The 19337-nt window shown below is 47.1% G+C and carries 20 protein-coding genes and 1 pseudogene; 9 read left to right on the top strand and 12 right to left on the bottom strand.

Annotated elements, in window-relative coordinates; all coding sequences use genetic code 11:
* The first annotated feature begins 147 nt into the window (after positions 1–147).
* Both KGF70_RS03890 and KGF70_RS03885 read left to right on the top strand, forming a co-directional pair.
* Complete coding sequence (locus KGF70_RS03890; RefSeq protein ID WP_050340138.1) at positions 148–462, top strand: hypothetical protein; 315 nt, start codon at positions 148–150, stop codon at positions 460–462.
* Between the two features lie 182 nt (positions 463–644).
* Positions 645–1469 carry a helix-turn-helix domain-containing protein gene (locus KGF70_RS03885; protein WP_088770749.1) on the top strand — a complete coding sequence of 275 codons (825 nt, stop codon included), beginning with the start codon at positions 645–647 and terminating at the stop codon, positions 1467–1469.
* A 159-nt stretch (positions 1470–1628) separates the two neighbouring features.
* Here the strand turns inward: KGF70_RS03885 and KGF70_RS17210 are convergent, their stop codons facing one another.
* From KGF70_RS17210 to KGF70_RS03860, 6 genes are all read right to left on the bottom strand, one after another.
* On the bottom strand, positions 1629–1847 hold the full coding sequence (locus KGF70_RS17210; RefSeq protein WP_253954682.1) for a hypothetical protein: 219 nt from the start codon (positions 1845–1847) through the stop codon (positions 1629–1631).
* Entirely contained in the window at positions 1844–2074 is a 231-nt protein-coding gene (locus KGF70_RS17205; protein ID WP_253954683.1) for a PTS glucose transporter subunit IIA, read from the bottom strand. The genes KGF70_RS17210 and KGF70_RS17205 overlap by 4 nt, the downstream gene beginning before the upstream one ends.
* A 632-nt stretch (positions 2075–2706) precedes the next feature.
* Positions 2707–3033 carry a PTS sugar transporter subunit IIB gene (locus KGF70_RS03875; protein WP_216767648.1) on the bottom strand — a complete coding sequence of 109 codons (327 nt, stop codon included), beginning with the start codon at positions 3031–3033 and terminating at the stop codon, positions 2707–2709.
* A 22-nt stretch (positions 3034–3055) separates the two neighbouring features.
* Positions 3056–4528, bottom strand: coding sequence for a PTS sugar transporter subunit IIC (locus KGF70_RS03870; protein ID WP_216767649.1), 1473 nt, complete (start codon positions 4526–4528; stop codon positions 3056–3058).
* A complete protein-coding gene (locus KGF70_RS03865) occupies positions 4528–5910 on the bottom strand; it encodes a glycoside hydrolase family 1 protein (RefSeq protein ID WP_050340134.1) in 1383 nt (460 codons plus the stop codon). The genes KGF70_RS03870 and KGF70_RS03865 overlap by 1 nt, the downstream gene beginning before the upstream one ends.
* 282 nt (positions 5911–6192) lie before the next feature.
* A complete protein-coding gene (locus tag KGF70_RS03860; protein WP_216767650.1) occupies positions 6193–7209 on the bottom strand; it encodes an NAD-dependent epimerase/dehydratase family protein in 1017 nt (338 codons plus the stop codon).
* A gap of 106 nt (positions 7210–7315) precedes the next feature.
* Here KGF70_RS03860 and KGF70_RS03855 point away from each other — a divergent pair, with 106 nt between their 5' ends.
* From KGF70_RS03855 to KGF70_RS03845, 3 genes are all read left to right on the top strand, one after another.
* Positions 7316–7759 (top strand): MerR family transcriptional regulator, encoded by a 444-nt coding sequence (locus KGF70_RS03855; protein WP_216767651.1) that lies wholly within the window; start codon positions 7316–7318, stop codon positions 7757–7759.
* 383 nt (positions 7760–8142) lie between these two features.
* On the top strand, positions 8143–8766 hold the full coding sequence (locus tag KGF70_RS03850; RefSeq protein WP_050340131.1) for a LysM peptidoglycan-binding domain-containing protein: 624 nt from the start codon (positions 8143–8145) through the stop codon (positions 8764–8766).
* A gap of 559 nt (positions 8767–9325) precedes the next feature.
* A complete protein-coding gene (locus tag KGF70_RS03845; protein WP_216767652.1) occupies positions 9326–10003 on the top strand; it encodes a LysM peptidoglycan-binding domain-containing protein in 678 nt (225 codons plus the stop codon).
* 166 nt (positions 10004–10169) lie between these two features.
* Here KGF70_RS03845 and KGF70_RS03840 read toward each other — a convergent pair whose 3' ends face one another.
* Positions 10170–10760, bottom strand: coding sequence for an SdpI family protein (locus KGF70_RS03840; RefSeq protein ID WP_253954684.1), 591 nt, complete (start codon positions 10758–10760; stop codon positions 10170–10172).
* Positions 10761–10916: 156 nt separating this feature from the next.
* Here KGF70_RS03840 and KGF70_RS03835 point away from each other — a divergent pair, with 156 nt between their 5' ends.
* Entirely contained in the window at positions 10917–11261 is a 345-nt protein-coding gene (locus KGF70_RS03835) for an ASCH domain-containing protein (protein WP_216767653.1), read from the top strand.
* On the opposite strand, the gene KGF70_RS03830 is transcribed toward KGF70_RS03835, so the two are convergent.
* Complete coding sequence (locus KGF70_RS03830) at positions 11254–12132, bottom strand: metal ABC transporter solute-binding protein (RefSeq protein WP_367114979.1); 879 nt, start codon at positions 12130–12132, stop codon at positions 11254–11256. The two genes, KGF70_RS03835 and KGF70_RS03830, sit on opposite strands and share 8 nt — an antisense overlap.
* A gap of 113 nt (positions 12133–12245) precedes the next feature.
* Between KGF70_RS03830 and KGF70_RS03825 the strand changes: the two genes are divergently transcribed.
* The 3 genes from KGF70_RS03825 (at position 12246) to KGF70_RS03815 (ending at position 15018) form a co-directional block, all read left to right on the top strand.
* Complete coding sequence (locus KGF70_RS03825; protein WP_216767654.1) at positions 12246–12785, top strand: hypothetical protein; 540 nt, start codon at positions 12246–12248, stop codon at positions 12783–12785.
* Positions 12786–13053: 268 nt separating this feature from the next.
* Complete coding sequence (locus KGF70_RS03820; protein ID WP_253954685.1) at positions 13054–13710, top strand: DNA-3-methyladenine glycosylase I; 657 nt, start codon at positions 13054–13056, stop codon at positions 13708–13710.
* Positions 13711–13881: 171 nt separating this feature from the next.
* A complete protein-coding gene (locus tag KGF70_RS03815) occupies positions 13882–15018 on the top strand; it encodes a GGDEF domain-containing protein (protein ID WP_101872886.1) in 1137 nt (378 codons plus the stop codon).
* Positions 15019–15153: 135 nt separating this feature from the next.
* Here KGF70_RS03815 and KGF70_RS03810 read toward each other — a convergent pair whose 3' ends face one another.
* The 4 genes and pseudogenes from KGF70_RS03810 to KGF70_RS03795 form a co-directional block, all read right to left on the bottom strand.
* A complete protein-coding gene (locus KGF70_RS03810) occupies positions 15154–15612 on the bottom strand; it encodes a hypothetical protein (RefSeq protein WP_216767655.1) in 459 nt (152 codons plus the stop codon).
* A pseudogene (locus tag KGF70_RS03805) lies at positions 15612–17123 on the bottom strand (LytTR family transcriptional regulator). The gene KGF70_RS03810 and the pseudogene KGF70_RS03805 overlap by 1 nt, the downstream one beginning before the upstream one ends.
* A gap of 52 nt (positions 17124–17175) precedes the next feature.
* Positions 17176–17748 (bottom strand): hypothetical protein, encoded by a 573-nt coding sequence (locus tag KGF70_RS03800; protein ID WP_216767656.1) that lies wholly within the window; start codon positions 17746–17748, stop codon positions 17176–17178.
* 401 nt (positions 17749–18149) lie between these two features.
* Positions 18150–19337: a hypothetical protein gene (locus KGF70_RS03795; RefSeq protein ID WP_088770736.1), complete on the bottom strand. Its 1188-nt coding sequence runs from the start codon at positions 19335–19337 to the stop codon at positions 18150–18152.

Below are 19337 nucleotides of genomic sequence, written 5' to 3'. Positions count from 1 at the left end.
GCTACCAGCGTCAGCTTTTTTAGACTGAACACGATGTCAGTCTAAAAAAGCACAATCGGCCCATTGCCGAGCAATCGGTCGTAAGCAGCTGCTTTACGTGCACGACTCGATTTAATATCCGACTAAACCTTGGGGGAGGCTTTCAACATGCAACAATTGACACCCTTAGTACATGATTTTAACTTGGACGGCTACTGGTCTGCCGTCATTGATGAGGGAACGCCTGGGCTGGCCCGTGTGAATCAGCCACTGACGCAATTACTTGGAACTTGGTTGGCAGCGCACGTGACGATTCTCTGCGACACGGCTTCGTTTCTACTGATCATTCACGACCACCATCAAAAACTTGCGATTCCTGGCCGCATTTCACCAGGCACCAGTCAGCCGTATGACATCAAGCTTGATGGTTGGCCCGTCAACAATAGTGCGGCCTTGATGGCAATCGTTCAGAAGTATTTATAGTCAAACGGCCGATTATCGATAATCGAATCCATCATTAAAATCGTGTTCGTCCCAGTCTGAATTGGACTGGGATTTTTTGCGTCATTTGCAGCCCAGTCTGAGTGACGAAATCGACAATAATCATGAAAGCGATTCATGTCCTATGTTAAACTAGAGTTAGTCAAAACTGGGGGGCACTTGCGTTGCAAATTAATAAACAACAAGTCGGTCACCGGATTCACGAACTCCGGATAACCGCGAATTTAAGTATGGCTGAACTAGCATCTGCCGTTGGTTTAGCCGGAAAAAGTACCATCAATGATTGGGAGAAAGGACGTACGCTGGCAAACGCTGAACGGATGGAAAAGTTGGCTGTCTTCTTTAAGGTACCGGTTAACTACATTCGCTATGGCAGTCTGACCGATTACGTCACGACGGTCTTCAAAGAAACGGGACTCAACCACTCTGAATTCAACGTCTTATTGTGGGAATTCGTCGATCTAACGACTACCAATCCCGACGTTTTATCCAGTGATGTGTTCACACCAACCGCGCACTCTGAACAGGACCAGTTGCAACAGACGAAAATTGCCACCGCCCTGATTACACCGACCATCAACTACGCGATTAACCAAATCGTTCCGGCTGTCGTACGCCATTTTGAATCTGACAGTTCGACCTATCCGGAACCAGACGAAGTCATTCAAGCCGGCTGTTACGTCTATCGCCATCGCATTCAAATCGTGCGGCGGACGTTTACTGGTAAATATAACCGCATCGTCCGCTTACTCGATAACGTGGACTTATATGAGAAACTTCAGCCGGATGATGATTATAAGCGCTACTTGAATCAGACGACGACACCGCAGAAGAATACCAGCAATGGCTTCTCCTTAGATGAAAAATATCAAATTCAGATGAACAAGCTCATTACAGACTTTCACCAACAACTGAACAAAATCAACGCCGCGTATCAAGCTGAACTTGCCGCGTTGGAACAAAGCGGCCCGAAATCTGCGGCCAATTAACCGAAATCCAAATAAAACCTGATTTGAAGCGCATCGTCACTTCAAATCAGGTTTTATTCATTTAATATTGCTTTGTTCACTGTGGCTCGTCGATACTGAACAAGCCGTCTAAACACGGTTGGTTGGCCATGTCCAGCGCGATTGAAATACCCGCTCAAGCTACTTAGCCACAACGGTTGCGACTTCCTGATCATGACTGACTTGTCCACTTGTGGATAATTTCAACCCTTTAGCATGTTCAACCGCGTTATCCACAATCACCATCACCGTCGTATCCTCATTGTTCTCGTTAGCCTGTTCTTGGTCAACGAAAGCTAATGGTGTTTCCGGTGTCACTTGTTCGCCCTCGTGTACATAGGTCGCAGGTGTTTCACTCATATTCGTCCCCATTTTGAGTAACACGTCGAGCTTGCAGTCGACAACTTAATCGCGCGTTGTTCAGGGATCAGTGCACTGACCGTCCCGGTAATCGGACTAAAAATATGATGACGGTCAGGCGTAACCGCAAACCCGGTCTCATCCGCTGCGACCGTTGACAAATCTACCAGCGTCCCATCAACTGGGGCGTACAATTTAACTTTTTTACCGAATGAAAATAAACTCATGATAAACCCTCCCAATTTGATTATGGTGCTGGCCAGCTACCATCTTTGATTACCTTTATCCTAACTGCTCGAACGGGTTTCAGGTCAAGGGAAAGTTGTAAAAAAGTTTTGTTTCTTATCATTAATTTGGTTTAAATCGCTGTTTGATTGATGGCCGAAACGTGTTCGAGCCGAACTGGGACTTCCGGTTAGCCTAGCAACGATGATGGCTGGGAAGCCCACCACTGCAATACTGTCGAAACGTGTTCGAGGCCGCTGAAGTCTGCGCTTGCTACGCTAAAGGTCCAATGCACAAACCGCGCTACTACTGCGATATTGCCGAAACGTGTTCGAGCCGAACTGGGACTTCCGGTTAGCCTAGCAACGATGATGACTGGGAAGCCCACCCAGCCACCATCGTTGCTAAGCTAATCCTCAGTCCCAACCCGTTCGGACCTCACACTCTAAAAAAAGTCCCCACCAGCACCGCCAGTGAAGACTCGTAACATATAGGTATGTGATACCCACAACCAAAACGATCTAGGATTTGGTTAGTGTTTGATTATCACTCGGACAAGTCGCAATCGAGTTAAAGCAACCACCGCACACATTGGTGATTCACGATTGCATCGACTTCCCCGGTTGAAACCCGTTTATCGATCGCCGAGTAATTTTTCCGCCGCCTGTAAGACGTTTTCACCATTCATCATGCCATAATCTGACATATTGATGATGTCCATCGGAATCCCAGCATTATCCGTCTTCTTCTTCACATCATTCGCCATATAACGAACTTGTGGGCCTAACAATAAGACGTCTGGATGGGGATCTTGACTCAATTGATGGTCAATATCCGCCGCGGATGTCGCAAAAATCTTGTAATCCACGCCATCCTTCTTTGCAGCCGCTTCCATCTTGCAAACCAGTAGTGAGGTTGACATGCCCGCAGAACAAGCCAACATGATAATCTTTTCAGCCATAATCACTTAATTCCTTTCTATATTACATCTTTTCGATTTCGGCGTTGCCGGCAGCAGCTTCTGCAGCAGCCTTTTCGCCTTCTTGTTTCGTCAAAATAGCATCGTACTTCTTAGCAAATGGGAAGTAGATTGCGGTTGACATAACCAACGTAATCGTTTGCCAAATCGCCATCTTCCAGCCACCAATCAGGAAGCCAGAAATAATCGCTGGCGTCGTCCACGGTGCCGCGAAACCATTCAGTGGTGGTACGATTCCAAAGTAGATCACCAAGTACGTTGATAAGGCGACGATAACTGGTGTCAAGAAGAATGGAATTGCCAAGAATGGGTTCATAACGATTGGTAACCCGAACAAGAATGGTTCGTTAATGTTGAATAATGCAGGAACAAATTCAGCTTTACCAATGGTCTTGAATTGAACTGATTTGGCAGCGAATAACGTAAAGATAACCAGACCAATCGTAATCCCAGAACCAGTTAAGTTAATGAAGTTATTGTAAAATTCGTTCGTCACAATGTGGGCACCTTGAGCAACGGTCAACTTACCTGCTTTATATAATGAAGCATTGTCGAACGTGTTCAGAATCAATAACCCACTGGTAATGGCACCCATGATTAACCCACCATGGACCCCGAAGAACCAGAAGAATGGGACTAAGAATGCAATGACTAAGGCCCCACCAAGTGAGTCTGATAACCCTTGTAGTGGCGTTTGTAGGACTTTGTAAATGAATTGCAGCATATCAGTGTTACCAAGGGCACTGAAAGCAGCGAAGATCAACATTGCGACGATTAAAATTACGCCGGCAGGAATCATGGCAGTGAATTGGTTGGCAACACTTGCAGGAACTTGTTCTGGCAAGGTAATCTTCCAACCCTTACGAATCATTGATGAGTAAGCCCAACCAACTAAAATCCCAACGATAATGGCGGCAATCATCCCTTGGCCACCCAGCCAAGTAATGTTGATGACACCAGTAACTGGTGCTTGCACGAAATCTTGTAGGACTTTTGGCAACTTATCAATGTTTTGTGAAACGGCACTCCCCGACATCACAACGTTTCCGGCAGCATTCGTAATCCCAGTGCCGGCTTTACCCATTGCAGCAACCAGTGGATTGGCAATGTTAAGCGTTTGCAAAAGTAAGAATACGGCCATGGAGGTCAAACCAGCTGGTAATGGTTCGTAACCTTCATTGCGGACATACACATAAGCAATCCCGACAGCGGCCCAGAGTGACAGTACCCCGAACGTCACGGTATAAGCTTGGTTAAAGAAAGCGGCCCAACCAGACGCCTTAACGACTGCGGCGACTGCTGGAATTGGAATATTGGATAAGATTAAGAATACGGACCCAATGATAATAAATGGTAACGCGTAAACCATCCCGTCTTGTAAGGCTTTAACTGGTTTGGTGTTAACGAACTTCATTATCGGTGGTAGAACTTTGTTGTTAATGAAATTGCTAACAGCACCATTACTACTATTTTCCATTACAATTCATCTCCATTTTTTGCTAGGACCCCTTGAAGCCAATAGTATGACTTCTTAGGAACCCGCTTTAAGTCTTTTAGATCATGATTGGTTCGGTTGACATAAACGACCCCGTAGCGTTTTTCAATATCAGCATGTGAACTTGGAATATCAATCAATCCCCAGCCAAGATAGCCAAGTACTTTAGCGCCATCAATCAACATAGCATCCTTCATTGCCTTGATATGGTCGGCATGGTACGCAATCCGCGCGTCATCTTCGATCATATGTTGGCCATCCCAGTGTTCCCGTAGGCCAATGCCGTTTTCAATCGGAAAGACTGGCACTTCATATTGGTCATACAACTTGGTAATCAAGTTCCGGAAACCGAGTGGGTCGATGGTCCAACCCCATTCATTCGCCTTCAAAAAGCGGTTAGCCTCAAATGAATAATTGAGATAGCGGTTCGGGACGGCATCCGTGGGAATCTTATCCCCATTGATGACCGTGGAACGATAATAACTAAAAGCTAAAAAATCCGCTTTCATTTTGGCAATGATGGCTTCGTCGCCTGGTTGCAAGTCGTAGTCAATCCCGTGTTGGTCAATGTAACGCAAGACTTCTGGTGAATAGTGGCCGTGGACGTAGGCGTCGTTCAAGTTATTGTTCAAAAACTCATCACTCTTACGCGCCGCCATCACGTCAATTGGTTTAGCCGTTTCTGGATAAACTGGTGTGTATGCCAACATGCCGCCGATTTTTACGTCGTCATAGTTTTGATGCACAAAATCATCCAGGCGTGCGTGCGCCAACATCGTGTGATGGAAGATTCGATACAGGTCGTTCACGCTCTGGTCGCCCTTGGTGTATCCCGAAATGTTGAACACTTCATCGGTAAAATACAGATTGTGTTCATTAAAGACGATCCAATATTTGACCCGATCTGCGAAGTGTTCAATCATCTTCTCACCGAAGCGAACGAACGCATCAACCGTGTGGCGCGACATGAACCCGTTTTCATTTTCGGCCAATGCTAACGGCATATCGAAATGATACAGGCAAATCATTGGGGTGATGCCCCGGGCCAGCATCGCATCAACTAACCGGTCATAAAAAGCAATCCCAGCTTCATTGAAGGCGCCATCCCCGTCCGGAACGACCCGCGACCATGAGATTTGAATGCGGTACATGTTCAAGTGTAAGTCCTTCATTAAATCTAAATCTTCTTCGTAACGATGGTATTCGTCAATCGCATCGTGCCAATCTGAAGTTGTCGCTGTTGCTGGTCGAACATCATAGACTGAGCGGCCCTTGCCATCCACATCCCAAGCACCCTCAGTCTGCATACTTGATACTGAGTTGCCCCAGAAAAAATCCTTGGGCATCTGTCGCTCCTTATTCATTAAACTCCTCCTGTTCTAATCACAATTTAGTTTGGAAAACGCTTTCCTCGTGAAATAATACTAGCCTAATTCGGTTTAGAAATCAACACTTTTACTTTAAAAATATATACTTTTACTAAAATTAGCCCAATCTAATTTGAATGACCGCACTAAAAAACTGATCTAACAGTAATTTTCACCATTAGACCAGTTACGACATATTATAGAATTGTCTTGCATGACTCATGATTTAAACGTGCCCACGAACTGGATCGCTGTCCGTCAGCCGTTGAGCGCTCCACCCTATTTCAGTCTGTTCTTCACCAAAGTATCCACCGCTGCTAGGACGGCCGTGTCCGCTGTACGTGGTTGCCAGCCCAATTGCTCAGCCTTTTGGATGCTGACGTCATGGTTGAGCCGCATCATCAAGTTGGCTTCGCGGAGTTGCCGATTAAATGGGGCCAGGCCGTGAACAAGCCAGTCTGGGACTAAATGTTTAGTCAGCTTGGCTGCTAATTGGGGCCGTTGTTGTTGAATCAAAGTACGAATGGCGGCCATTGTAACTGGCTTGGGTGCAACCGCTAAGTAGCGTTGATTAGCCGCTTCCGGTGCAGTCATGACCCGAACTTCTAAATCAGCAACATCGCGGACGTCGACGACATTAACGACCAAATTGGGCATCGCCTGACCCGTTAAAAGTCGGTTGACCAAATTATAACTCCCGGTAACGTGACCATTTAATGATGGTCCGAGCATCGCGCCCGCATTGACCGTTGTAAATTCCGGGCCTTCAGGATGTTGCCGCTGGTAGTCCCACCCAGCTTGCTCGGCAACTAACTTCGATTGCTCGTATAATGAGAGCCCAGCCTGGTCGACTTTGGTCCAATCGGCTTCGGTTACGGGTCGCTGATGATCTAGACGACTAAACCCGACTGCACCTAGATTAGCCGTCATTACGACTCGTTTGACCCCGGCGGCCGTTGCGGCTTTCATGATCCGCAACGTGCCATCCTTGGCTGCGTTCGCCACTGCGGCAGAAGCTTGCCCCTGATTCACAAAGACCGGTGCCGCCACACTCATGACAGTCGTGACCCCTTGCATCGCGTCATTCCAGCCAGCCTCCTGGGTCAAGTCGAGCGCGACAAAGGAAAGTTGATCTAAATTGGGCGTTCCAGCCAAAGTTTGTTGCACACCAGCGGCCTTGTCTAATGAGCGCAACGTGCCGCGCACCGCGTATCCTGCCGTCAACAATCGTTTAATGATGTGACTCGCTAAAAAGCCATTGGCACCTGTAACTAAAATTAATGATTGATTTTGCATGGTTGATCCACCTCGTATTAATGATTGTTTTTTGATTGATTTCTTGTTAATATAGCTACAATAAACCTTAGATAACACTCTAAGGCAAGCGCTTGGAGGAATTATTTTGACTTACACCATCAAAGAAGTTGCGGAAAAGGTCGGATTGAGTGCCTATACGCTTCGATTCTATGACAAACAAGGCTTATTACCGTTCGTCAGTCGCAATCAGTCGGGCTATCGGGCCTTCACTGACGGCGACTTACACTTGTTACATACGATTATTTGTTTAAAGAACACCGGTATGGCAATCAGCGACATCCGCCAATATATCGATTACGTGATGGCCGGCCCCGATTCGATTCCGCAGCGCCGCGCATTACTGACGGCTCATCGCAACGCCATTCTGGCTGAGCAAGCCAAGATCATGAGGAATTTGCAGGAAGTCGATTACAAATTGAACCTATATAACGACCCGCAAGCGAGTGAACTCGTCAATCAAGAACTCGCCCAAGCGAAATCTGAAAAGCAGGCATCCGGCTTAGCCGACCCATTTCCAGTCGCAGAATAACGCCTAAAAATACTGATAAAACGTTAATTCAACCCCAAATGACCGATTATTTCGAAAATAATCGGTTTTTTTACGGGCTAATTTTTAGCGATTTTAACGTAACATTGTTCATTTTAGGGCAGCCTAAACTTAGTTGACAGTGCTCGTCATAGACCCCGATTCAGCATTTTTTGACCGGTGGCGCCAGGTCACAGTTCGGTTACGAACATTACAAAATAGGTGGTTTCTGTAATCTTTGCATTGCGTTCTTAAAATTCGCGACACGGACAAGTAACACGTCGGGGTTAGACTGGGTTCTGTTGATTGCGACAGACATCGCAATTAAGATTTTTGTCAGTAAGTAATTTAATCGATAAACACAAAATTTATAGGAGTGTCTTAATTTGAAAAAACTTGTAAGTACAATCGTAACTACCTCAGCCGCAGCCGCTGGTTTATTCTTCGCCGGTGTGGTCAATGCTAATGCCGACTCAACTTACACCGTTAAGAGCGGTGATTCCGTATGGGCCATCGCACAAAAATTCAACACAACTATTAATAACGTTGAAACGACCAACAACATCAAGGGTCACTACATCTTACCTGGTCAAAAATTAACCATCAAGACGAGCTCATCAAACACGAACAGCTCATCTTCAAACAGCACGAGTGCTTCGACGACTAGTTCATCATCAACTAGCTCAACTTCAACTAGTTCATCAAGCAACACGACTGCAACCACGAGCTCAACGTCTTCATCAACTAGCTCATCAACTTCCACCTACACTGGTAGCAACTTAAAGAGCTACGTCTTGAGCCAAATGGAATCACGGACTGGCGTTTCGGCTTCAACTTGGAACACCATCATCACTCGTGAATCTAACTGGCAACCATACGTTGTCAACAGTACTAGTGGTGCTTATGGGTTATTCCAAAACATGCACATTAGTAGTGGTTCTGTTGAAGAACAAGTTAACGCCGCCGTTGCTTTATACGAAGCACAAGGCATGGCTGCTTGGGCCCTTTAATCTAAATCAAACACACATCCAAGTCGGGTTTTTTCCCGGCTTTTTTTGTGGCCTAAAACAGATCACAGTCGCACGCTGTCATGCACAGGGTGGATAACTTAATTGAAATCTAGCACGAGTTATCCACAGTCCGCAATAATTAAGGCGCTTGTTGTCACACGACCTGTGAACAAAGACACTCGCCCCGTGTCGATTACGGTTCAGTCATTGACTAAGCGACTGCCATTAATGATATTATCGTGAAACTATCAGCTTTATCACGGATTTGACGGCATTATTAGCTGACCCTAGCAACTATCCCCCGTTTTCAAAATTAGTTTATCGTTAATTTTGTCATATTTATTATATTAATCGTGGATATATTGACGATGATTTGAGCCGTCTCAACAGCATTCTATGCCAATCAGAAATATTTCATCGCCATAATTTTCTCAGAATCTCGCAATCGCTTCTTAAAATACCCGATACAAACGAGTAACAAGCCGCCGCTATACTAATTTTTGTTGATCAACAAAGACTGATTTTAGACTGAGACATTCAAAAAATAGGAGCGTACAACTTGAAAAAATTATTAACCACAATCTTAACAACTTCCGCTGCAACGGTTGGCTTACTGATGGCCGGAACGCTTTCTGCAAATGCCGACGCAACTTACACCGTTAAGAAGGGTGACTGTGTCTGGGCAATTTCACAAGAATACAAGACGACGATCGAGTCAATTGAAACGGCCAACAACATTCACGGCCATTTAATTTTACCAGGCCAACAACTCCGGATTCCGGGCGCAACTGCTCCAGTGACTGCAACACAAACACCAGCAGCCCCCGTAACTTCCGCGCCGGTTCAAACGGCCCCGGTTCAACAAGCACCGGCAGCGACGCCTGCGCAGCCTGCTGAAACACCAGCTGTGACTGCACCGGCAACGCCAGTTGAAACGGCACCTGCTCAAACGAGTGAACCTGCAGCGACGACCCCTGCCCCAGAAACTTACACGGGCGGCAATCTTCAAAGCTACGTTTTAGGTCAAATGCAATCACGGACGGGCGTGTCTGCCAGCACTTGGGACCACATCATCAATCGTGAATCAAACTGGCAACCACACGTGGTGAACGGCGCTAGTGGCGCTTATGGGTTATTCCAAAACATTCACATCAGCGGCGGTTCTGTCCAACAACAAATCGACGCAGCTGTTAATCTGTACCATGCACAAGGCATGCAAGCCTGGGCATTATATTAATCATTTGTCATGACAAAAGGCTGAGGATAAGATTCCTCAGCCTTTTTGGCGTGCTCGTAGTCTACTTGTTAGTTCCATCATCGTAGTCGCATGATGGATAACGCGATGGTAAGCGCACGTTTATTTCGTGACAGCCTCAACGCTTTTAATTTCAATAATTTAGCAACTACTGATGATTCAAATACCATGCATAGCCGACCGCCAGCAGTAAAATACCAATTACGCTAATCAGCAAGTACCACGGAAAAGCTACGGGCCACAACCAACCGATTGCAACCATGCCATAACTCGCCAGCAATAACAATAATCCGACGAGCCAATTAGTTTTGTGCCAGACCACTGGCGATTTGAAGGTCCAACTAATTCGGACGCCCCAACCCAAGTTACGGGGCATATCCATGCACAAGCCGCCAATCAAGCCAAACGCCACCCCGGATACCAGACCACTATTCGCTGGTTGAAACCAAACTGGCACGACTAATAATAAAATCTGATACCCTAACCACCCCGCTGCTAAGTGGGTCGTCATCCGCAAGTAATCGAACGGTTCCAGCGCTAACCGGTTGGCCAACCACGGACCACCTAGTAATAAAATCGTCGCACTGGTCCAATAAATCAGTCCCCACCAAGTCATTTGCTGATTGCCCAGCGGCAGTGGTCGTCCAAGCAAGGAGCGACTCCATGCATAGACGAGAATCAGTGTATTCAATAGACTTAGCAATTGTAAGGTTATCGGCAGCGTATGTCGTTTTGTCATTTAAGTCATCTCCCTGCTACCTATCAATAATTGTCGCACGAATAAGTTCTGCAGCAATTTTGATCTACTCACTTGAGCATCATAAACCTAACTTTTGCCCACCACGTTAGTTTGTTTTCAAGTATAATAAAAGGCAAGTGTTGGGAGATGATCTTCATGAGCACCATGCAACTGCAACATTCACAGTGGCAATTGGTTCAAGGGGGCACGAAGACCGTTGAGATTCGCCTCAATGATCCTAAACGGCAAGCACTACAAGTCGGCGACGCCATCTGCTTTTTAGATTTAGAGACTGGTCAGTCAGTGCGCACCATGCTTGTTGACAAACGAACATATGCTAGTTTTGCCGATTTACTAACCAACTATACTGCTGTTGAAGTTGGGAGTGCGCCCCACACGTCCGTTGCGCAGATGGCTGCGGACATGTTGACCATTTATTCAGCGGAACAAGTCCGCCAATGGGGTGTCGTTGCGCTGACAATTATGCGACTAGTCAGTTAACAACTGGTTGAGTTGGCGATACTGCTTCAGCATCAGTCAGCTTAGCCGGCATCGTTTCAGTCACGTTGAGCACAGGAACTTGGTGCTGCTTCGCTAACGTAACCATGTTCGTGACGATTTTGTCGCTGACTTGCTGGTTGTTCACAAACAGGGCAACTTGCTTATTTTTTAACTCCCGCTGCATCTTGTGGATAACGTGTGGCGACGGATCCGTGCCCTTTTCAACGGCATTTTCAAAATCACGATTGGCCACTTTGAAGCCCAAGCTAGTCAAGGCGTAATCGAAGACTGGTTCACTGACGAAGACCTGACGATTGCTTAATCGTTTCACTTTTGCTTGCAATTGTTGCCGTTCTTGTTGAATTGGCTTGAGTGACGCAATATACTTTTTGGCATTCGCCTTAAAATAGGCCCGGTGTTGCGGCTGCTGCTTGGCAAACTGTTTGGCCAAATATGTCGCCGTCGCTGGCATCGTTTTAGCGTCATACCACAGGTGCTCATTGACGCCGGCTTTGCGATGGAGCACGTCTTCCCCGACGCGAATCAACTTGGCTTGCTTGGTTGACCGGACGACCTTATTCATCCAACCATCGTAGCCAAGTCCGTTGGCGAGCGCCACATCCGCCTGACTGACTTGTTTGGCGACAGCTGGTGTTGGTTCGAAATCATGGGGGTCAACGGACGGCTTATTGATGATTGAGCTAACCTGAACGTGCTTACCCCCGACTGCTTTGGCCACCGCACCATAAAAGTTGGTCGTTGCGACAACCTTAATCTTACTGTTGTTCGTCGACTCTGACTTGGATTGACAGCCCGTCAACAGGCCACCACCAATTACTAAGCAAACTAATAGTACCCAAAAACGTTTCACATTTGCCACTCCTCTTTTAAATAGTAATCATTACGTTTTACAGAATAACAATAACTATCTTGATTGTAAATAGTAATATTTACTTTTTACAATTTTGTCGTGAGGTGTTTTCAATGAAAAAATTGCTCTTACCGTTCATCACCGTCCTCATTATTGGCACGGTGGTTGGAATCGTCACGCTGCACCACGCACCAGCAACGACTCCTACGACGACTGCCAAAAAAGCGCAGGTTCCCCGACGTGTCGCCCCAATCACTGCGTCCGCGGTCGCAAAGGATTCCAAATTAAAATACAGCTGTATCATTTACTATGCTGTCAAGCACCTTAAAATTCAACGCTGGCAAGAAGTTAGTGACTTCAAACTAGGCTGGCAAGTTGAAATTTATCACGAAGCGTCCCAACCGAAGTACCTCGTTTGGCCGGACAAGCATATCAAGACGAGTGCCAAAGCGCTTCAGCCGAACTGGTTTACAATCAAAAATGGTCAGGTTACTTACGATAGCTTTGGGGTGCATACATTCAAAAAAGATATGACCGCAACTGTCAGCCTGACGACAATTATTAAGCAAATCCAACAAGATCACGCCACCAAAACGGTCCGTAACATGCGCCCTAATCTAGTGGTGAAAGAACACGCGCGTGCTGATGACTAGCAGTCGCGGCTGAGTGCTGTGCATAACTAGATTGACGGCGGCAGAATAAGGGCTTGTGTCTCCCGAAATTTGTGCATAACTAATCTGACTCCAAAATAAGTCTGTGCACAACAAGTGCGACTGTGGCTAGGTATCATGTGTGAATGAGCTGATGACAGCGTCAAATTCAGACAACAATTGGTTAATTTCACATATTTTGTAAATGAAACCAGCAGCATTTCGCGTAATTATCTGGTGTAACCTACTTTTAGACTGAAATGGGGCCAACATGATGATTACGACCTGGTTTGACGACGATCCATTATTTAACCGCTACTATCCTTACGATTCAGCCTACCGTTACTACTTTGACCACGAATGGAGTCTGCCGACTGACCAAGACACGCACCTCTTCGAATTTTTAAGTCTCGGTGGATTTGCCGCTGGTTTGAGTTGGTCGGGGGTGCTAAAGAAACGGCCGGCACTGACCACCGCCTTTAGTGACTGGCAAATCGACGTCGTTGCGGCTTATGATGAGGCACATATCTCGAAGTTACTCGCTAATCCACAACTCATCCGCAACCGACGCAAAATTAGGGCGGTTATCCACAATGCACAGTTGATCCACCAGATTCAACAAACGCGCTCCTTCGCCGACTATCTCTGGCAACTGTTGAACGACCAGCAGCTGGTCTTAAACGCACCCCACTTTCGAGATTTGCCCCGAACGACCATTACCGGTAACCAGTTGGCGCGACATCTCCACCAAGCAGGCTTTCAGTTCGTGGGGCCAGTCACGGTGAATGCCTGGCTGGTTAATACCGGCTTTATTACGGCGCGGCCTGATCAACGCGGAATCATTAATGCCAATACCCGCATCATCTCACCCGTACAACCGTTATTGCCGCCGCGTTCCCCTCATCAGTTGGGACATTTTGAACCGTAACCGATACGCGAACAGGACGACGATTCACGTTTAAACACTGTTGATACAACTTTTAGCTTCAGGTCTCCACCTAAAACTCCCAGTCGCTATTTATCGATTGGAGGGCTATACTAATACCTGTATACTTTAATTTAAATGAACATAGAATAATGAATTGAAGGGTGTTTGGGTATGACTTGGTCACATTGGGAGATTTCACCATTTATTACAAGTGTTTTCTTTATTTTAGGCGTACTAACGCTTTTTTGGGTATCACAGAATTGGTTGATCACATTTTTGAATACGCATTATCAACGCGTCAATGAGTCGATTATCAACGATTGGTATGGCTTAGTGTATATGCTGGTTTTCGTCTTCGGGATGCAGGCACTGATTGTTGGTCAACCGGATGCCTGGATTTTCATGAATTTCCAACTGATTGCGCTGACTTTTTGCGGCTATTTTCTCAACATTCGGATTGCCAACTACTACTTGTATCCGCTGGTACTGGTCTTCATGATTTTTAACCGATCACTGGGTTACTGGCAATCGTGGGGCCACGCGCTAGCACTACTACTATTCTTTACGACGTTGAGAACGCTACGGAAGCGCGTGCCGTTACAAACTAAAGTCGGCCAAGTTACGTTATACTTTGTCACTTGTGCGTGCTTCGGCTTGATTTTATGGTGGTTCATGTGGCTCAAATTCAATCTTTCATGGGGGACGTATTGGCAGGAATGGGGCTACCTCATGATTTTCGAAGTGCTACTCTACATCTACGCCAGTATGTTGTCAGCCAATGCCCAACTCAAACAAAACTTGGTCTCATTCGCCAACCACGATGCCCTGACCAAAACTGAGAACTTTGCCGCCTACACGACAGCTATCAATTACCATCTGACGGCGAGTCGTCAAAATGGCGTGCCGCTGACAATGATGATGTTCGACATCGATCACTTCAAGCGCGTCAATGACACCTATGGTCATCTGGCGGGTGACCAAATTTTACAGCACGTCACCCAGGTCGCTGAGACGGTCTTTGAAGCCAACAATCCCAACATTGCCCTTTACCGAACGGGTGGTGAAGAATTCAACGTGCTCTTCCCAAGCTACGACTTAACCGAAGCGCGCTTGGTCGCTGAACAACTCTTTGCGGCTGTTAACCACCTGGTCGTTCCATTCAACGGCCATCAAATTCAACTGTCGATATCAGTCGGCATAGCGCAATTACAGCCGGAAGATACCACCCCAACTGAATTTTATCGTCGCGTCGATGACAACTTGTATGCGGCCAAGAAACATGGTCGGATGCAAATCGTGGCCAAGTAAGACTTCATGAGTACATTTTCAAACTGAATCAGAACGAAAAGTCCCCTAACAATTGGCACGAACTGCTAATGATCAGGGGACTTTCTTAAACTTGTTAACATTTTATTCTCAAAACTTCGTTGGACAATTATGGCCCTATTGCGCTGCAATCGAAACGCTACGGATATTCGCCATCGGAACGCTATGCGGTGTTTCTAAGTAAATTCGAGCACGCTGCCAGTCCAGCTTCAATAATTGGCTGGTGACGGACTGGTAGTAGCCGACGTCATCATTAAAGTAATCCAGCACGACGACCGGTAATTCTGGCATCGCAGCTAACTGCTGCAACTGTTCGGTCACCGCTTGTTTGGCCGCTGCGGTCGGATAATGCTTACGCGCGTAGATTTTGGCCCGTTTTTCAATAAGTTCGTTATACCCGGTCAGCGCAGCGAACGGCGCAAATTGTGCCGCTCGGTCACTTTGAGGCATCGGTAAATGATGTTTACTGACGGGCAGCGGTGTTGTGATAATATCGGCATATTCGCTCGTATCGTTGAACAATCCAGCTGGATTAGGTTGTGTGGTTTCTGAAGTCGTTTGTCTAGATTCTGACATTAGGCGCGGTGACCTCCAATCTGTTCATTGCGTTCAATTGTCGTCGCGTCGGCTTTTAAATCTGCCAACCGAATCACGACGTTCTTATTGCCTGAGCTTGCTTGTAAGTTTAGAATCGTCTGCTGCAGTTGTCGGTCTCGCTCACGGCGCCGTTGGTCTTGTTGCTCGCGGTTACGTGCAACAGCTGGATTTTCAAACAAATTCGTTTGCTCATAACGAGGCTGTTCGGCCACCTGCTGTTCATCGACGAGGTGGTTCGCCATGACAGTGACACGGCGAATCATCAATTTCCGATTAACTGCCTACTGATAAAGCTGTTGATAAGCCGTACTCAGCTCTGGTTGAGCCGCAGTTGCGACCGTTAATCGCGTCGTCACGTGCACCGGTTTGGGCACTTGTCGACCATAGTAATCTTCCGTCAGGGCCGACTGACTTGTTTGTGCCGTACTAGCATCATAGTCGATTCGTAGCCCAATCTGGTCCGTGACCACGTGACGTTTGACCAAATCAAAGACTAGATTGTTGATCATTCCACGAAGGACTGCCTGGCCAGCAGTGTAGTCGTATGGCCGCATCAGCACCTGGCTCGCATAAATGCCGTGCTCACTAGCATGGTAATTCTTGATGTCCGCCAGCGTTGCCGACTCATCCCCCCAAGCATGGTCGATCAACAATTCCGCGTTCTTGCCGAACTCACGGTAGAGCAGCGTTTCATTATATTGATCGGACAAACTGCCCAGCGAACAGCGCGCAATGTCCCCCATCGTATTGAGTCCCAATGCGGCCAGACGTTTGGCATAGCCGTGTCCGACCCGCCAGAAATCTGTCAATGGCTGGTGGGCCCACAGATAACGTCGATACAATTTCTCATCCATCTGGGCAATGCGGACGCCATCCGCATCCGCCGGAATCTTTTTAGCCACAATATCCATGGCGACCTTCGCTAAGTAGAGATTGGTGCCAATCCCCGCGGTGGCGGTAATCCCGGTCTCCGCTTGAATCTCGTGAATCATGGTCTTGGCTAAGGCGTGGAGCGTGACGTGGTAAGTTGCCAAGTAGTCTGTCACGTCCATGAAGACCTCATCGATTGAGTAAACGTGAATGTGCTCTGGCTTGATAAAGCGCAGATAAATGGTATAAATCTCCGCACTCTTCTGCATATAGTAAGCCATTCGCGGTGGGACGACCTGATAGTCGATGCCCAGATTCGGATGTGCTAACAGTTGGTCGCGATAAATCGACTGATGGCGCTTTACTTGGGCATAGCTCGTCTGCCGCCCGCGTTCCCGGTTCAAATCCGCTAATCGCTGTTTGACCTGGAACAAGCGTGGTCGTCCTGGTACACCGAACTGCTTCAATGCCGGTGATACCGCCAAACAAATCGTTTTATCCGTCCGGCTGGTGTCCGCCACGACCAAATTGGCATTCAGCGGGTCAAGGTGGTGCGCGACACACTCAACTGAAGCGTAGAATGATTTTAAGTCGATTGCCATGTACGTTCGTTTCGTCATCAATTCATCCTCACTTTCTAAATCAACGGCTGTCACCAGTACGACTCATTTCTCAATGGCGTGCTGGTAGGCCAAAATAAATTTCACCCCGATACCGTATCACTTTGAAAACAAAGAACGGCCGCGATTGCGCATACGGCTTGACATTTGCCACTAAGCCACGCATGCTCCGAAAACACATCACGTCTTGCAGGCCATCAGTCATATGCCCACTCTCATCCATATAAATAAACGTTAGCTGATGCCCACTGACCAAGCCTGCAAAGTACCGATTCGGATGGTCATTCAATTGGGCCACGACCTGTGGTGATAAATCCGGTGGTAAGTTGACGGCATAAAAGATGCGTCCAAAATCCGCCAAGCCAATATCGGGCTGCTGACTATTATGGCGGATATAGGTCCTAGGCGTTGCAACAGCTGAAATCAGGCGCATCAGGCTGTGTTTCGGTCTACCAGGGACCGGGTGAATCACGTTTTGCACCCACAAATGGTCAGTCACAGTGTTACCAGCCTGATCTTCAACGTTAGTTAGCGCCGTTACACCGCGACCATTATGATCACTGCCATAAGTCCTGATGACACCAGTAAAATGTTGTCGCGGACGGTCAATCAATGTTTGCCGCACTGTCTTCGCCCCCTCTTTGATTGTGTGTTCCCTTACTGTGCCGTTTATTTTGCTATTCATGCATGGTATACGAACTCTTGTTCCCTTAATTATAAAATAACTCAATCTAAAATGCCAGGATTGTTTTGCTTCAAAAATAATAATAACCGGGACATTTACGTAATCTCATATTTTTGCAGCCCAATCGTGATGATGCCACGCTCGTCTTTTACCTACCAAATAGCTATTAAGCAATTGGAACCGATTAGTTCACCTAGATACCGGTGGATCAGCCTTTCCCCGTTACATCGTCGCTAGTCAAAAGTTGAAATTTTGCTTACTCAAAAATCGGCCGCCACGCACCAATTCCTTGTGCGCAACGACCGATTTCGTCATTTTTATAATTGTTTACAACTACCGTCCTACTCGCGTTTCGAATCCTGTTCCAACTGAATCGTCAGTAATTCTGGATCTTCATTAACTAACGCTTGGAGGCGCGAAAAGAGCATCAGGAGCCAACCAAACGATAAGGCAAAGGCCTGAATCTCAAACGCCGTCAGCGATGGATAGTTGAACCAGCGAAAACCGAAGTTCAGCAGTAGGAGCAAGATGCCGACGCCGTATGATAGCCACAAAAAGTCCTTTGTGATGGCGGGTAATAGCCAGCGGACGCCAACGATCAGTAAGACGAGTAATGTCACTAGGCCGCCAGCCACCAAGTCGTGCAGCCAGTGAAAAGTCAGATTATTTGGAAATAGTCCGACTGCCCCGAAGTCGATGGCCGTTAATGTTAGTAAAATTCGCAACGTCAACGTTCGCCAAGTCCGGGGATAAATCCGGCTCAGTGAAACGAAGAGGTAGTCGATCAAAACGACCATCAGTAACGCTGAAAAAATCAACGTCAGGTTAAACTGCCACGCATTTTCAGCAGCATGTGTCCCGAGAAAGCTCAGGTTATGTTGCCACCAGCGCCGCTGACCATTGGCGGCCATTGAGATGACACAGCCACTGACGATCACGACGGTCAGAATCGAGGTTAACGACCGGGCATTAATCGTCAGGGCCGCCCCAACCATGAACGCATCCGCAAAATACGTAAACATCACGATGAGTAACAGCGACGTGAACCGGTCAAACACGACATCTGGAAATAGCAGTTCTAGCACCCAGAAGACCCCAACTAACGCAAACGCCAAAATCATGATAAAGGCGATCGTGATTACCGGGAAATTCCGCCAGTAAATGTGCCGTGAAAAGCGATTTTCAGGATCGTTTCGCGTTTTGAGAAAGAAACCGATAAACAGGAGTGCGCCCGTCACTACCCCAGCAACAATCGTCACACTCCCGATGGATTGGGCACCGGTTAGCGGGACCGGTCGCACCTTTTGAAACCACCAGTAAGCATAACTGGCAACGCCTGAGATTAAGGCGACGATCAACGGCCAAATAATCAAATATTGTTGCCACTGCGGCTGACGCGGTTGGACTTTTTCTAACACTAGCGCGTCATTTTGCACTTTTAATTGTAATTGATCATCACGGTCGATGCCGGCTCGCTCTAACGCGGAGACCGGAATTGAGACGCGCACTTGTTGCTCTTGCCCTGTCAT

The sequence above is a fragment of the Lactiplantibacillus sp. 7.2.4 genome, assembly GCF_018991185.1.
GTDB lineage: Bacteria > Bacillota > Bacilli > Lactobacillales > Lactobacillaceae > Lactiplantibacillus > Lactiplantibacillus pentosus.
This window is presented reverse-complemented; position numbering and strand designations above follow the sequence as displayed.